General features: G+C 64.5%; 16 protein-coding genes. 2 read left to right on the top strand and 14 right to left on the bottom strand.

Annotated features, from left to right (window positions below):
* Positions 1 to 2: 2 nt before the first annotated feature.
* Positions 3 to 386: a hypothetical protein gene (locus B7Z66_03435; protein ID OYV77776.1), complete on the bottom strand. Its 384-nt coding sequence runs from the start codon at positions 384 to 386 to the stop codon at positions 3 to 5.
* Positions 387 to 519: 133 nt separating this feature from the next.
* Between B7Z66_03435 and B7Z66_03430 the strand changes: the two genes are divergently transcribed.
* The gene (locus tag B7Z66_03430) at positions 520 to 933 is read left to right on the top strand and encodes a hypothetical protein (protein OYV77775.1); all 414 of its coding nucleotides are present in this window, start codon (positions 520 to 522) and stop codon (positions 931 to 933) included.
* A gap of 152 nt (positions 934 to 1085) precedes the next feature.
* Here B7Z66_03430 and B7Z66_03425 read toward each other — a convergent pair whose 3' ends face one another.
* From B7Z66_03425 to B7Z66_03380, 10 genes are all read right to left on the bottom strand, one after another.
* Positions 1086 to 1559: a hypothetical protein gene (locus tag B7Z66_03425; protein OYV77774.1), complete on the bottom strand. Its 474-nt coding sequence runs from the start codon at positions 1557 to 1559 to the stop codon at positions 1086 to 1088.
* Positions 1560 to 1655: 96 nt separating this feature from the next.
* Positions 1656 to 3173, bottom strand: a complete 1518-nt coding sequence (locus tag B7Z66_03420; GenBank protein OYV77773.1) for an MFS transporter — start codon at positions 3171 to 3173, stop codon at positions 1656 to 1658.
* Between the two features lie 155 nt (positions 3174 to 3328).
* Positions 3329 to 4333: a hypothetical protein gene (locus B7Z66_03415; protein ID OYV77772.1), complete on the bottom strand. Its 1005-nt coding sequence runs from the start codon at positions 4331 to 4333 to the stop codon at positions 3329 to 3331.
* Positions 4334 to 4393: 60 nt separating this feature from the next.
* Positions 4394 to 4837 carry a hypothetical protein gene (locus B7Z66_03410; protein ID OYV77771.1) on the bottom strand — a complete coding sequence of 148 codons (444 nt, stop codon included), beginning with the start codon at positions 4835 to 4837 and terminating at the stop codon, positions 4394 to 4396.
* A gap of 68 nt (positions 4838 to 4905) precedes the next feature.
* Entirely contained in the window at positions 4906 to 6015 is a 1110-nt protein-coding gene (locus tag B7Z66_03405; protein OYV77770.1) for an antibiotic ABC transporter permease, read from the bottom strand.
* A gap of 23 nt (positions 6016 to 6038) precedes the next feature.
* Entirely contained in the window at positions 6039 to 7196 is a 1158-nt protein-coding gene (locus B7Z66_03400; protein ID OYV77769.1) for a hypothetical protein, read from the bottom strand.
* Positions 7193 to 8995 (bottom strand): ABC transporter ATP-binding protein, encoded by a 1803-nt coding sequence (locus tag B7Z66_03395; protein ID OYV77768.1) that lies wholly within the window; start codon positions 8993 to 8995, stop codon positions 7193 to 7195. Before B7Z66_03395 ends, B7Z66_03400 begins: the two co-directional genes overlap by 4 nt.
* Positions 8992 to 10044, bottom strand: coding sequence for a hemolysin D (locus tag B7Z66_03390; GenBank protein OYV77767.1), 1053 nt, complete (start codon positions 10042 to 10044; stop codon positions 8992 to 8994). The genes B7Z66_03395 and B7Z66_03390 overlap by 4 nt, the downstream gene beginning before the upstream one ends.
* Complete coding sequence (locus B7Z66_03385; protein OYV77766.1) at positions 10038 to 10733, bottom strand: hypothetical protein; 696 nt, start codon at positions 10731 to 10733, stop codon at positions 10038 to 10040. Before B7Z66_03385 ends, B7Z66_03390 begins: the two co-directional genes overlap by 7 nt.
* Positions 10734 to 10882: 149 nt before the next feature.
* Positions 10883 to 11725, bottom strand: coding sequence for a thiol:disulfide interchange protein DsbG (locus tag B7Z66_03380; protein ID OYV77765.1), 843 nt, complete (start codon positions 11723 to 11725; stop codon positions 10883 to 10885).
* A 282-nt stretch (positions 11726 to 12007) separates the two neighbouring features.
* On the opposite strand from B7Z66_03380, the gene B7Z66_03375 reads away from it, so the two are divergent.
* Positions 12008 to 12355: a hypothetical protein gene (locus B7Z66_03375; protein OYV77764.1), complete on the top strand. Its 348-nt coding sequence runs from the start codon at positions 12008 to 12010 to the stop codon at positions 12353 to 12355.
* 35 nt (positions 12356 to 12390) lie between these two features.
* Here B7Z66_03375 and B7Z66_03370 read toward each other — a convergent pair whose 3' ends face one another.
* Genes B7Z66_03370 through B7Z66_03360 form a run of 3 tightly spaced genes read right to left on the bottom strand, consistent with a single transcriptional unit; the run spans position 12391 to position 14521 of the window.
* The gene (locus tag B7Z66_03370; GenBank protein ID OYV77763.1) at positions 12391 to 12738 is read right to left on the bottom strand and encodes a hypothetical protein; all 348 of its coding nucleotides are present in this window, start codon (positions 12736 to 12738) and stop codon (positions 12391 to 12393) included.
* A 9-nt stretch (positions 12739 to 12747) separates the two neighbouring features.
* Positions 12748 to 13479, bottom strand: coding sequence for a carboxymethylenebutenolidase (locus B7Z66_03365; protein ID OYV77762.1), 732 nt, complete (start codon positions 13477 to 13479; stop codon positions 12748 to 12750).
* A gap of 25 nt (positions 13480 to 13504) precedes the next feature.
* Entirely contained in the window at positions 13505 to 14521 is a 1017-nt protein-coding gene (locus B7Z66_03360) for an alcohol dehydrogenase (protein ID OYV77761.1), read from the bottom strand.
* Positions 14522 to 14534 lie beyond the last annotated feature (13 nt).

Below are 14534 nucleotides of genomic sequence, written 5' to 3'. Positions count from 1 at the left end.
CGTCAGCGCCGCAGTGTTGCGATTTCGATGATCAGCAGCACCACGGACACGACATTCGCCAGCAACGCGCCCCCGGACAAGGATACGATGCTTGCGGTGACCGTCGCCGTGACGCCGGTTGCGGATACGTGCGCGGCGACCGCCCATACGAGCGCCGCCGTCAGGAGTTGAAGGTCCGCCACCAGGCTCGCCGCCAGGAGCACGGCCCCCACGTGGGTGCGATCGCCGAATTTGAGCACAGTGGCGATCAGATTGACCACGATGGCGGCAAACAGCTCGTAGACATCATGGTGCAGCGGATTGTCGAAGACCCCCAGGAAGAATCCGAAGTTGAGGGTCAGGGCCAGTACGATAAAGAAGCTGAAGACCACTTTTTCGATATTCATTGTATTTTTGGGTCCCCTGGAGGCCTTGCCGTAGTATAGCCGTTGCCCGGCTGGCCCGTCGTCCCTGGCCCGGCCCGTTTGTGTTCGCCATGAGCGCTTCTTATACTGGTGCTCCCGGGCGGGCTGAGCATCGATGCCGAACCTTCTTCGTCTGTTTTTTCTCGTGTTGCTGCCGTGGGTAGCGGCTGGCGCGGTACAGGCTGCCCCGGCTGGCGTTCACGAGCGCCGGCTTGAGGATGCCATCCGGCGCAACCAATCCGATGTCGCGGATGCCGTCGGCCAGCGCTATGAGAACACAGTGATCCGCCAATATCAGGCGACCTATCCCGCGACATTGCATGCCTGTATCAAATCGCAGCCGGCGGCAGATCTTTCCGCCTTCGACGTGGCGTTGGTGATCGGTCGCGACGGCGCGGTGACTCAGGTGCTGGTGTGGCCGGTTACCGGTGTGGCCAGCTGCTTGCGGGAACGGCTGTTGCATGAGCATTTTCAAAGACCACCGTTCGCGCCGTTCCATAGTCATATCCATATGACTTTTTCGCCCTGACCAGTATGTCTTCGGGTTTGGGCCACGCCAACGAGGAGACGGACTGATGTAGTGTCTCACGCTGCCGGGAACATCTTGAACCCAGCATCCATGTGGGCCTCACGCCGATTGTCGGCGGCATCAGGAACGCAACGCTACGCCATAGATGCAGGCTAGGAGGCCGCGGGTGCGTCCGGTGCCCGCGCAATATCTTCTCCGGCGATGGTCACCAGGATGCTGCATGGGGACTGTTCCAACAGGGACGCACTCAATGACGTTCCTTGCCACCAGCGGGCAAAGCGGCTGCGGTTGCGGTGACCCACCACGATCAGATCCGCCTTGAGCGCGCGTGCCATCGCGGCGATGCGCTCGGAGGGTTCGCCCTGGGCGAGATGTCCCTCGGCGGTGAGTCCGTGCCCGCGCAGCAATGCGACACCTTCGTCCAGGATTTCCTGGTAGCGGGCAACTTCCTCGCTTACCAGATGCCCAGTATCGAAGCCTTCACCAAGGGATACCACCGATGTCGCGCTGACCACCGCCAGCAGATGGGTAGCCGTGCGGCAGGCCTTGGCGATCTCGGCGCCTTCGCGCAGCGCCAAGCGGCCTTCGCGGGTTCCGTTATAGGCGAGTAGTATCGTCTGGTACATGGCGTGTGCTCCGCTCGCGTGCCGGTCCGCACAACTGTCGACAGATTGTAGGCCGGCTATGGCCGCGGGGCCATGGGTTTCGCGGCCTGTCGTGTGTCATTCCAGCGCAGGGGTTGGGTTTGCGGTCCGCGCGCGGCCTGAACTTCGCAGCAACAGTACCAGAGGCAGCATGCATACGAAACTCCAGGCGATGAGGGTGAAGGCGTCCACCAGAGCCACCATCTGGGCCTGACGGCCGAGTTCATAGCCTAGCACCGCTGCGGCGCGCGGGTCCCCCGGGCTGAGCTGCAAACGGTCCAGGTAGAGGTAGAGCGCGGGATTGAAGGGCTGCAGGTGTCCGCCGATCTGGTTCCAGGCGATCTGGGCATGCCGTGTCATCACCGTGGTGACGATGGAGATCCCGATGGAGGAGCCGATGGTACGCACCAGGCTGAAGATCCCGGCGGCCTCTGCGGATTGCCGGGGGTTCAGGGTCGTGAAGGCTACCGCGGCGAGCGGGACGAAAATCATGCCCAGCCCTAGTCCCTGCACCATAACCGGCCATATCACCCAAAACGGGTCGATATACAGGCTATAGTGAGTAGTGGCGAAGGTTCCAACAATGCTTAGCAGGATGCCCGTAGTAATCAGTGGCCGCGGGCCGATACGATTGATCAGCCGGCCCACCAGGAACATGCTGAACATGCTGGCCACGCCACGCGGGGCCATCACCAGTCCGGTGGTGAACGTCGGATAGTTCAATAGCGACTCCAGCAGCATGGGCTGGAGTACCAGCATCCCGTACAGTCCGAGTCCGAATACCGCCAACAGAAGGCTGGAGGTCGAGAAGTTTCGATCCTTGAAGATGCGCAGGTCGAAGAGCGCCTTCTCCCGGTGCAGGAGACCGTGCCAGGCGAATCCGAGGAAGCCGACCACGCTCAGGAGCGTGGCGATCTGTATGGTATGGGCGTCGAACCAGTCGTCCTGGTTGCCGCGGTCCAGAACGAACTGCAGGCCGCCGATTGCCATGGAGAGCAGCACCAAACCGGTCCAATCCATGGAGCGCTGGCGTCGTTCCGTGTCGGGCACGACACGCCAAGCAGCAAGCAGCGAGAAGATGCCTACCGGCACGTTGATGAAGAAGGTCCAGCGCCAACTCAGCACCTGGGTGAGATAGCCACCCAGCGTCGGACCGAGGATCGGGCCCACCATCACCCCGATCCCCCAGATCGCCATCGCTTTGCCGCGTTCCTCCGGCGGATAGGTGTTGACCAGGATCGACTGGGACAGGGGCACCAGTGCGGCGCCGAATACGCCCTGCAGGAGCCGGAAGAAGACGATCTGGGTAAGATTCACAGACAGTCCGCTGAGGACCGAGGCCACAACGAATCCGAAGATACTGAGCAGCAGATATTTTTTTTGGCCCAGGCGGTCCGTGAAATAACCGGTCATAGGCATGAAGATGCCGGAGGCTACCAGATAACTGGTCAGTACCCAGCTGATCTCGTCGGGGGTTGCGGAAAGCTGTCCCTCCATGTGGGGGAGCGCGACGTTGACGATGGTGGTGTCCAACACCTGCATCACGGTGGCGGACATCACTGCGATGGTGATCAGGAACCGGTGGTTAGCCCGCATTGTTCACCGGAGTTCGTTGCGCGGGCGTCGGGGTGGGCGCAGGAGGTACGCACTGTCGCGGCGGCGGCCATAGCAGGAGACCGGTGAGAAATGCGGGCTAGTGGCGTCACCCATAGGAGGAACCCGTGGCGTTTAAGTTGGTCCGGTAAGGGGTGCTATCTGCCGCGGTGTCGGGGCGTGGCGCCGGTGTCGATGGTCACCTCGGCGCTGGTCCCCACACGCAGGGGGAAATGTGGGTTCGGATCCGCGATCAGGACCCGAACCGGCACCCGCTGAGTCACCTTGACCCAGTTCCCGGTGGCGTTCTGCGGCGGCAGCAGTGAGAAGGCCACGCCGCTCGCGCCTCCCACTTGTTCCACGCGGCCGTGGAACGGATGCCCTGGGTACATATCCACGTCGACCGTTGCCGGTTGCCCTGCATGGATGCGTTCCAGCCGGGTCTCCTTGAAGTTCGCGTCCACCCACCACTCGTGGTTGCAGATCAGCGCGAACAGGGGCACCGCGGGTGATACCACGTCACCAGGCCGCAGGGAGAGTTGCGCGATCTGTCCGTCACAGGGCGCGGCCGGGTGGGTGTAGCTGAGGTTCACCTCGTTTTGCGCCAGCTCCACTTGCGCTTCGCGGAGCTGCTGATTGCCTTGGCCGCCGGTTCCCAAGGTCACGCGCGCCTCGTGGAGGCTGGCCTGCGCCAGCGCAAGCTGGGCGCGGGCGCTGTTCACCGCGGCGTTGGCGTCATCCACGGCCTGTTGCGAGGCGAAATGCCGTGCCACCAAGTGGCGTATCCTGCCGGCGCTTTCCCGGGCGTTGTCCAGCAATACCTGGCGGTCATTTACTTCGGCCGCGGCGGCGCGTATCGCGGCGCTTTCCGCCGCTACCGTCTGGCGCACAACCGCCAAATGGGCGCGTGCCCGTTGTACTGCCAGTTCAAAGGGTTGGGGATCGATATCGAACAGGGGCGTACCGCGCTCGACCTGTTGCTGATCGCGGACGTGGACGCCTGTCACGCGCCCTTCAACCTGTGCCGCGATGCGTACGACGTGGGCGCCCACGTAGGCGTCGTCGGTGCTCGGGTAGCGCTGGACATGTTCCCAATACCAATAGCTTCCCGCGGCAACGGCCAGGGTTGCTACCGCGGCGAGGCTCCATGAGATGACACGCACGAACGGATCTCCTGATTGTACCCTGGGGCGGGAATATGGCGTGCGTCGGCCGGGGAAGGGCTAGACGCGTTCCGCCTTGTTCCGGATCCGTTGCAGGACGTCCTGGCAGCATTGCAGTTGTTCCGCCGGTATATCTGCCAGCAACTCGCGGCGCAGCTTGGCCGCTACCGCCTCGATCTCCCTGGTGACCGCGTTCGCCTGCTCGGTGAGATGGACGGTCTTGCTGCGCCGGTCGGCGCGGGAATCGCGGCGCACGATCCAGCCGTCCCGGGTCATGCGGTCCAACAGTCCTACCAAGGTGGGACCCTCGACGCCGATACGTTCGGCCAGCTCCTTCTGGACCATGCCGTCGCCGCCATGCGACAACTTCAGGAGTACCAACCATTTAGCCTGGCTCAGCCCGAGGGGCTTGAGGCGCTGATTCAGACGGTTGCGCCAAGCCCGGGCGGTTTCCCCGAGGTGGGCACCAAAATTATCGGACACTTTGGGTCTGGTCATTTCCATGCATTGATAATAAGGGAACGAATTAGTAGCTTACAATCTATTTGCGTAATGCGCAAGGCCCCGGAGAGTCAGTGCATCCGGTGGCGGAACAGCCAGCCCGCCAGGGTCAGGGTGACCAAGCCGATCAGGGCCATGGGCCAGAATTGGGGGATCAACATGTGGAACGGGGTGCCTTCCAGGAATACCCCGCGCAGTACCACCATGAAGTAGCGCATGGGATTGATCAGGGTGATCGTCTGGACCAGCTCCGGCATGTTGGCTATGGGGGTGGCGAATCCCGACAGGATGATGGCCGGCACCAGGAACAGAAACGCCCCCAACATCCCCTGCTGTTGCGTGGCGGAGAGGGATGAGATCATCAGCCCTACGCCGATCGCCGAGAGCAGAAACAAGATCAATCCGGTGTAGAGGGTGGCGAGGCTGCCCAACAGCGGGATCTGGAACCAGTACACCACTACCACGATGATCGCCGAGGCCTCTACGAGTCCGACGATGAAGCCGGGCAGCGCCTTCCCGATCAGGATTTCCAGTGGGCGCAGTGGGGTTACCAGGAGCTGATCGAAGGTGCCATGCTCGCGTTCCCGAGCCACCGAGAGGGAGGTCACCATCATGCTGACCACCAGGGTGAGCAGGCCCACGATGCCCGGAACGATGAACCACCGGCTTTCCAGGTTCGGGTTGAACCAGGCGCGCACCTCCAGGTGCGCGGGGGCGGCGGGCAGGCCGTGTTCCGTCACCCATTTTTGGTTGAAGGCGATAACGATATCACGCACATAGTTCAGGGCGATCAATGCGGTGTTGGAGTTGCGCCCGTCCAATAACACTTGCAGGTCTGCGGGGCGGCCGAGTTGCAGATTGCGGCTGAACTGCGGGCCGATATGGAGTACCAGCAGCGCGCGCTTGTCATCCAGGGTCGGCGCGATCTCACCTTCCCGGGTGATCGGTGCCACTTCCTGGAAATTTTCCGACCCCTGGAAGCGCGCCACCAGTTGGCGCGCGGCGGACCCCGGGTCTTCGTTGTAGACGGCGAACGGTACGTGATTCAGGTCGAAGGTGGCGGCATAGCTGAACACCAGGAGCTGGATGATCGGTGGACCGATGAGTACGAAGCGGGTCTGCTTGTCCTTCAGCAGGGCGAGTAATTCCTTCTTCACCAGGGCGATAATCCGTTTCAACATGATTTGAGTCCCCGCGCTGTGCCTTATTCGAGCCGTTTGTGTGCCCGGTGCCGGCTGAGGCCCAGGAAGATCACGGCCATCACGATCAACGCCAGGGCGTTGGGCAGGATCACGCCCCACAGGTCGCCGGCCAGGAACACCGTCTGCAGGATCGACACGAAATACCGGGCCGCGATCAGATGGGTGATGAGCTGCACCACCTGCGGCATGCTGCCGATGTCGAACACGAACCCCGAGAGCAGGAACGCCGGAAGGAAGGTGGCGATAATGGCGGCTTGTCCCGCGACGAACTGATTCCTGGCGGTGATGGAGATCAGCAGTCCCATACCCAACGCCGTTAGCAGGAACAGGGCCGCGCAGACGAACAACACCGCCAGGGAACCACGCAGGGGTACGTGAAATAGCCACACCGTCATCGCCACCGACAGCGCCATGCCCCCCATTCCGAGGATGAAGTAGGGGACGAGCTTGCCGAACAGTACTTCGCGCATGGCCACCGGCGTTACCAGCAGCGCCTCCATGGTGCCACGTTCCCACTCCCGCGCCATCACCATGGCGGTGAGCAGCGCACCGATCAAGGTCATGATCACCGCGATGAGCCCCGGCACCAAGTAATTGCGGCTGCGCAGTTCGCTGTTGAACCACACGCGCTGGTCGAGTTGCACGGGGATGGCCGGCCCGAGTCCCCGGCTCCGGGCCCGCTGTTCCAGCCAGCCTACCCAGATCCCAGCCACATAGCCTTGCACCAGGCGCGCGGTATTGGCGTCCACGCCGTTGACGAGCAACTGGATCGGCGCGCCGCGCGGACGGCGCAGCTGCTGTGCGAAGTCCGCCCGCAGTCGCAGTATCGCATCCACCCGGCCTGCCATCAGGGCCTCGGTGGCTGCACCCATGTCCGGCAGTTGGACCGCAGTGAAGTAAGGGGTGTGTTGGAACGCGCCGGTGAAACTGGCCGTGTCGGCGCTGGGCTGGTCCACTACCAGCGCGATGGGCACGTGCTTGGCATCCAGGGAAACGCCATAGCCGAAGATGAGCAACAGCAGTACGGGCATCAGGAACGCGATGGCGATGCTACTGGGATCCCGGACGATCTGCAGGAATTCTTTGCGGATCAAGCCGCCCAGCCGCATTCCTGATCCGCCGCGGGCGTGACCTGTGGGGGTGACGGCAGTGCCCTTCATGGGTCCTCCCGCGGCCCGGCGTGGGCCTCGATCAACGCGATGAAGGCGTCCTCCATGGAGAGGTCCGGGCGCTGCGTGCCCCGGGCCTGTTCCCTGATCTGCGCTGGCGTGCCCAGGGCCAGGATCTCGCCGGCCGCCATGATGGCGAGCCGGTCGCAGTACTCGGCTTCTTCCATAAAGTGCGTGGTCACCAGTACCGTGACCCCCTGTTCCGCGACGTGGTTGATGCGTTGCCAGAATCCGCGTCGTGCCAGGGGGTCGACCCCCGAGGTGGGCTCGTCCAGGAACAGAATCTGCGGCTCGTGCATCAGGGCGCAAGCGAGGGCGAGGCGTTGTTTGAAACCCAGGGACAGGTCCGCGCTGGTCACGTCCCGGCTCTCCTCGAGCGAGAACTCCACCAGGGCCCGGCGGATGCGCTCCCGGTGGCGCTGCCCGGAGAGTCCATAGGCGCTGGCGAAGAATTGGAGGTTTTCCGCCACGCTCAGATTTCCATAGAGGGAGAACTTCTGGGACATATAGCCGATGCGTCTGCGGGCCGCGGCGCCGGCGGTGCGCAGGTCCGCGCCCGCGACCCGCAGTTCGCCGCTACTGGGAGGCAGCAGCCCGCACAACATGCGGAAGGTGGTGGACTTGCCCGCGCCGTTCGCGCCCAGTAGCCCGAATACCTCACCCCGGTTGACCTCGAAGCTGATGTTGCGTACGGCGTAGAATTCCCCGAAGCGCCGCGCCAGTTCGTGTACCCGGATCACCGGGGCGCCATGGTCCAGCGCGATCGCCGCACCGTTTGGCGCGGACACCGTGCCGTATCCCCCATCCCGACGCCCGTACCCGGTGCGCAGGGTGGCGATGAAGCTATCCTCGAAGCGCGGCTCGACGGCCTCCAGGGACACGCCGGCGATACCGGGCAGCAGCGCCTCTGGATCCGGAGGGACCGCGCTGTCCATTACCAGACGCACGTGGTCGCCCTGGATCACCGCGTCCAGGACACCGGCCGCGTTGGCGAGCCGTTCCTGCAGGGCACGCTTTTTCATCGCTTGCGTGGCACGGACCGCGTAGGTGTGCCCATGCAGGGGGGCCTTGAACTGTTCCGGTGGTCCGTGTCCCAGGACCTTGCCTTCGTGCAGCAGCACCACCTCGTTGCAGCGTTCCGCCTCATCCAGGTAGGCGGTACTGAGCAGCACGCTCATGCCCTCTTGCCGGACCAGCCGGTAGACAATGGACCACAACTCGCGCCGCGAGATAGGATCCACGCCCACCGTCGGCTCGTCCAACAGCAGCAACCGGGGGGGTCGTACCAAGGTGCAGGCAAGCCCCAGCTTCTGTTTCATCCCGCCGGACAGGCGTCCAGCGAGACGGCCGGTGAACGGGCCCAGCCCGGTCATGGCCATCAGCTCCCGGTAGCGCGCCCCGCGTTCGACCGCCGGGACTCCCTGGAGCCGGGCATAGAGATCCAGGTTCTCCTGTACCGTGAGGTCTTCGTACAGCCCGAAACGTTGGGGCATATAGCCGATGGAGCCCTGTATTGCGAGGGAGTCGCGCGCAGCGTCCAGGCCCAGGACCCGGATGCCGCCGGCATCCGCCACCAGCAACCCGGCCGCCAGACGCATGAGAGTGGTCTTGCCGGCGCCGTCCGGTCCGATCAGGCCGGTGACCATTGCGTGGCGCACCTGCAGTGTGGCTCCGTGCAGGGCCTGCACCCGGCGTCCGCCGGATTGGAAGGCCTTGTCCACCGCGGTGAGTTCCACGGCCACATCCCCGCTGTGGACGGGCACCACCGTGGCCGGAGTCCCGGCGTTCATCGCCCGGCGCAGCGTCGGGCGGTATCGGGTTGCGGGGTGCCGGTCTGACGCAGTGGGATGTGCACGGTGGTGGGCATCCCGAGGCGCAGTTCCCCCTGGGGATTGCAGACGTACACCCGCACCTGATAGACGAGGCGGGTGCGCACCTGGGGGGTTTCCACCGACTTCGGTGTGAATTCCGCAGTGGGAGAGATGAAACCGATCCAGCCCGGGTAGCGTTTTGCCGGGTAGCTGTCGGTGGTGATTTCCGCGCGCATGCCGAGACGGATCTTGCCCAGATCCGGCTCCGCTACGTAGGCCCGTACCCACATTGGATCGGTGAGGGCCAGGGTGAAGGCGGGTCGGGCTGGGGAGGCCATGTCGCCCGGTTCCAGGATGCGGTCCTGCACTACGCCATCGGCGGGGGCATAAAGGTCGGCGTCGGCGAGTGCGACTTGTGCCAGGGCGAGGGCGGCCTGGTCGGCCTGCAAGGTGGCCTGCGCGGCCGCGATATCCTCCCGCCGCGGTCCCGCCAACACCAATTTCAAGGTCTGCCGGGCGGCATCAAGGCGCGCGCGGGCCGCGTCCGCCGCGGCCGCGGCGTCATCGGCCTGGGCCGAAGAAATGAGTTTTTTGCGCACCAACGCCTGCTGGCGCTGGGCGTTGCGTACCGCATTATAGGCCTCCGCTTGCGCGGCGGCCACGTCGGCGCGGGCCTTGCTGACCTCCTCGGGCCGGCTGCCCGCCAGCAGGCGTGCCACCACTTGGCGCTGGGCGGCGACCCGCGCCCGGGCCTGATCCGCCGCGCTCTTCAATCTCCGGGTATCCATGCGCGCCAGCAATTCCCCCTTCTTTACCCGGTCCCCTTCCTGTACTTCCATGGCGGCGATGCGCTCATTGCCGTTGAACGCCAGCTCCACCTGACGGATATCCACGTTCCCGTACAGGACGAGCTCCGGATCGCCGGTACCGTGGTGAACATCGCCGCGCCACCACGCGGCGCCCGCACCGACGGCGATGAGGAGCAGCAGCACCATCACCACCAATATCCGGGCAGTCGGTTTCACCATGGACGCGTTCCTTGGAGATGGGGTGGAGGCGTACCAAGCGCCGGTGATACTCCGGTGCCCGAGAAGAACAACCGGGTGGTGTGTTCGACCAGCCGTTGGATCCGGTCCGGTTCTATGGGCACATCGAATACCCGCCGCGCTACCGGCAGCGCGATGAAGGGATACAGGGCCAAGCTTACAAGGGACAGTGCCGCCAGATCCGGATCCAGGTCGGAGCGTAGCCGGCCTGCGGCGATTTCGCGGGTGATCAATGTCGCCACACCGGTCCCGCCTGGGGAGGCGTAGGTATGGACGAACTCTTCCCGGAATTCACCGTCCGGTGCCAGCACGTCACGGGTGATGAATGCCGGCAGCCAAGGCGAACGGGCCAGCGTGCGCATGAGCAGGGTGAGGAAGGTCTGGATCGGATGTGTGTCGGTGGTGCCGTTGTCGTCGATGAGCCGGCGGACCTGATCCAACACCGGCCCGGCTGCTTCATGGAAGATCTGGCGATAGAGGCCGCGCTTGTCGCCAAAGTAATAATGGACCATGGCCGGGTTGACCCCGGCGGCCCGGCCCACTTGGCGCAGCGAGACCCCGGCGTAACCATGCTCCGCGAACAAACGCCGGGCGCAGTCCAATAGGGCACGGCGCACCGCCGGGCCCTGCCGTTCCACCCGTCTTCCCGCCCGCCGTCGGATCGCTTCCATGGACGCTGGCTTCCGGCCGGTTCCCGCGCCCTAATTAATCACTCGTTTAATTCGCTGTCAAGGACGTCCCAGTGCGGTTGGTAGCGCCCGCGGGGCAGCGCCGACCCCAACGCGGTGGGTTAACCGGTCGAGAGGGGGACCGGGAGGGCTCAGCCCGCCGCCGCGGCGCAGCGCCCGTTCCTGACGTCCACGATGGACTTCATCATCGTTTCGATGGCCCCGTCCGGAAGCCCCTGGAGCAGCACCGGCGTACCCTTCCGGTTGCAGTAGATCAGTGTCGGGGTAGCGAGCTGACCGCTTTTGCCCAACAGTTCCGTGTTGGATTTGATCCTTGCCAGCAGCGCCGCGGGTGGATGGGCCAAGGGGCTGAGCCCCCCCTCTTCGTGGGTGGTATCGAAACTATCCTCATTCGTGGCCAGGGCCGCTGCCGGATCCTTGGCGTGCAGGAGCGCGGCGGCCTTGCCGGGGCTGCTGGGTTTCAGAAATGCCACCGGGATGAACCGCACCCGGATGCGACCTTTCTTCACCAGGGGCATGATCTGTTCATAGAACTTGTGGCAGTAGATGCAGTTCGGGTCGATATAGGCGGTGAGCAGTGGGCCTTTCTTGCCCACGGTGAACCCATCCGCCCGTGCGCTACGTTCCGTCAGTTCCGGCACCGGCAGAGGTTTGGGAATCAGGCCCACTTGTTCCATTGCGGCGCGGGTCTCGTTGGTGCCGTTCGGTCCAAACAGGTTGCCCAGCAGCAGGTGCTGGCCATCCGCCGTCAGCCAAGCCACGGTCTTGCGCCCCTGTATTTCCAATACCACGCCGGTGAGTCCCGCGGGTCCCTTGAATACCTGGTGTACTGTGGCATGGCCATGGCTGATCTGGCCCACTCGTTCCTGGGCCTGTTTCAAGGTCGAGGCCGCCGGGGCCGATTGTCCCCACAGCAAGGCCGTCAGCGCGAGGCAGATGGCGGGCAGGAGGACCAGAGTGCGTGAGCCGGACATGGGGCTTTCCTTGTGTCAGAGTGAGGGGCCGGGCGTGGACGCGGCAACGATGGCCGTGCGACCCTGAGCTTTGCGATGGCCCGTCTGGGACGCGGTGAGTTGGCAATAGGCGGTTATTGTACACGGTCCTGAGCAGACGCTGCCACAGCAGGCCGGCCGTGGAGCGAACCTTTAGGGCCCTGGCGGGTCTGTTACCGGGACTCCGGCGGACGCCGGAGCGGATCGGCCCCGGGTCCATCTTTCATGGCCGCGGGGCTTGGTGTGTACGGCAAGGAGTGGAGAATGGTCACCGGAGCCCTGCTTTTGTTCGTCGTCGCTGCGCTATTGGGGGGCGTGCTGGCGGGCCAAGCCCTGCGCGACCGGCTTCCCTCTACCGGCCTCGCCCTGGTCCACGGGGCGGTGGCGATCGCAGGACTCGTCCTTCTGGGCATGGTGGTATCCGGTGCCGCGGATACCATGCTGCTGAACGACGTCTTACTGTTGTTCGGCCTGACCGCGGCCGGTGGTCTGCTGCTGTTCAGTTTTCACCTGCGCCGCCGCAACCTGCCGGGGCCATTCATCCTATTGCATGGAGCCGTTGCGGTGATCTCTATCGCGGTGTTGGCGGTGGGTTACTACGGGGCTCGCTGATCGTGCGGAGTTGTTGGCCGTCACTCGTGATCCGTTCAGAAGGTCATGATCTGATAGCCCTGATCGATGACCTGTACTAGGTCATCGCCGATGGCCTGGGTCTGGATCTCCGCGTCCCGCAGTGCGTCCATCTGCCCAAGCTGGCGCGCGTTGTAGATGCAAGCCAGCGTTGTGAGCCCGGAGTCCAGCAGTTCGCGCAACACCGGCCCCAGTTGGTCATGGCCGCGGAGTTGGGCGGGCACTTGTACTCCGGGACCGAAGAAGAAGAACTGGATGTCCTCCAGGCGTTCCTTGGTGTGTGCCACCAGGGCGAAGCGCAAGGCCATCTCCACCTTGACCGGGTCCTTCATGTCCGACAGGAGCACGATTGCGAGCTTGGCCATAGGGAATCCTCACTGGCTGGTGTTGAGGGCGTGGGACAGGAACTCGAGCAGAAGCGTCCACGCCTCGGCGGCCGGAGCCGGACGGTAACTGGGCCGCGCATCGCAGAAAAAGCCGTGCCCCGCCTCGGGGAACACCGCCAGGGTATAGCGTCTGCCCGCTGCACTGAGGGCGGTGGCGACCCGTCCGTGCTCCTCTGGAGCGATCGATCCGTCCTCGGCACCATAGATCAGCAGCAGCGGGCCCTGCATCCGTGGCGCTTGATCCAGCAGCGCGGGGCGATCCAGGGGATCCCGCTCCGGGGCGATGCCGCCGCCGTAGAAGCAGGCCGCGGCCCGCAGCCGGGTGGGATAGGTGCCGTGGGCGAGGAACGCCAGCCGCCCGCCCATGCAGAACCCGAGCACTGCGATGCGCGCCTGGTCCACCTCCTTGCGTGCCGCCAGGAAGTCCAAGGCCCGGCCCGTGTCCTCCATGGCCGCAGCGTCACGGAGCAGGCGCAACCGGGCACGGGCGCTGTCGACGTCGCTGTAGTCGTACACGTCGCCCCGGTAGAGATCGGGCACCAGCGTGCAGTAACCGGCCGCGGCAAGGCGTCGCACGAGCTGCTCGAAGTGGGTGTTGAGTCCGTATGCCTCCGTGAAAATCAGCAGGGCGGGGTGTGGTCCTGCGGATCCCGGACGGGCGTAGACGCCCTGCAGTCCGCCACCGATGTCCAGCCTTACGGCCTCTACCGTATTGTTCACCGTAGGTGTTCCTTCTGCTGATGGTTCAAACCATAGTCAAGACCACCCGGAAGCGGGCTTGGTTGGTGATCATCCGTTCGTAGGCCTTGCTCACCTGCGCCAAAGGATACGTCTCGACCATCGGACTTACTTTGGTCAGCGTGCTGAAGCGCATGGTGTCTTCCGAATCCTGCGCCGAGCCGGAGGCCCAGCCCTGCAGGCGGTGACGTCCCCGGATCAGTTGTAGTGGCGTGACTGGTATCGGTTGGGCGTCCGCACCAACGACCATGACGGACCCGTTGGGCGCCAGTCCGTCGAGCACGGTACCGATCGCGGGACTCGATGGTGCCGTGGCGAGGATCACCCGCGCTCCGCCCAGCGCCAGCAAGCTTTGCGCGGGATCCTCGGCACGGGTGTCGATATAGTGATGGGCCCCGAGTTGTTGCGCGAGGGCGCGTTTGGCGTCGCCATGTGATATAGCTACGGTACGGAAGCCCATGCGTTGCGCGTATTGCACCGCGAGGTGTCCGAGGCCGCCGAGTCCCTGGATTGCCACGACATCCCCGGGTCGCGCGCCGCTGCTGCGCAGGGCGTTGTAGACGGTGATGCCGGCACACAGCAGGGGCGCGGCGTCCACCGCCTTGAGTTCGTCCGGGATCGCGGCCACGGCCTCGGCAGGCGCACACAGGTACTGGGCATAACCACCGTCGAAATGGATTCCGGTGACTTGCGCGTCGGCGCAGTTGATGAAGTCGCCCGCCCGGCAGGCGGCGCAATGGAAGCAGTGACCACCGTGCCAGCCCACGCCGACCCTGAGTCCGGTCGTCCATCCCCGCACGCCCGAGCCCAGCGCGTCGATGGTGCCAGCCACCTCATGGCCCGGAATCCGCGGGTATTCAATGCCCGGGAACAGACCGTCCTTCACAAACATATCACTATGGCAGATACCGCAGGCCTCGACCTTGACCCGTACCTGCCCCGGGCCGGGTTCCGGTACCGGCCGCTCCACCAGTTCGAAATCCGCGCCCGGTCCCGAGATCTGCGCTGCTTTCATGATCGCCATGGTTCCACTCCTT

It is taken from the genome of Chromatiales bacterium 21-64-14, from assembly GCA_002255365.1.
In the GTDB taxonomy this organism is placed as follows: domain Bacteria; phylum Pseudomonadota; class Gammaproteobacteria; order 21-64-14; family 21-64-14; genus 21-64-14.
The sequence above is the reverse complement of the archived record's forward strand: the minus strand, read 5'-3'. Positions and strand labels throughout refer to the sequence as shown.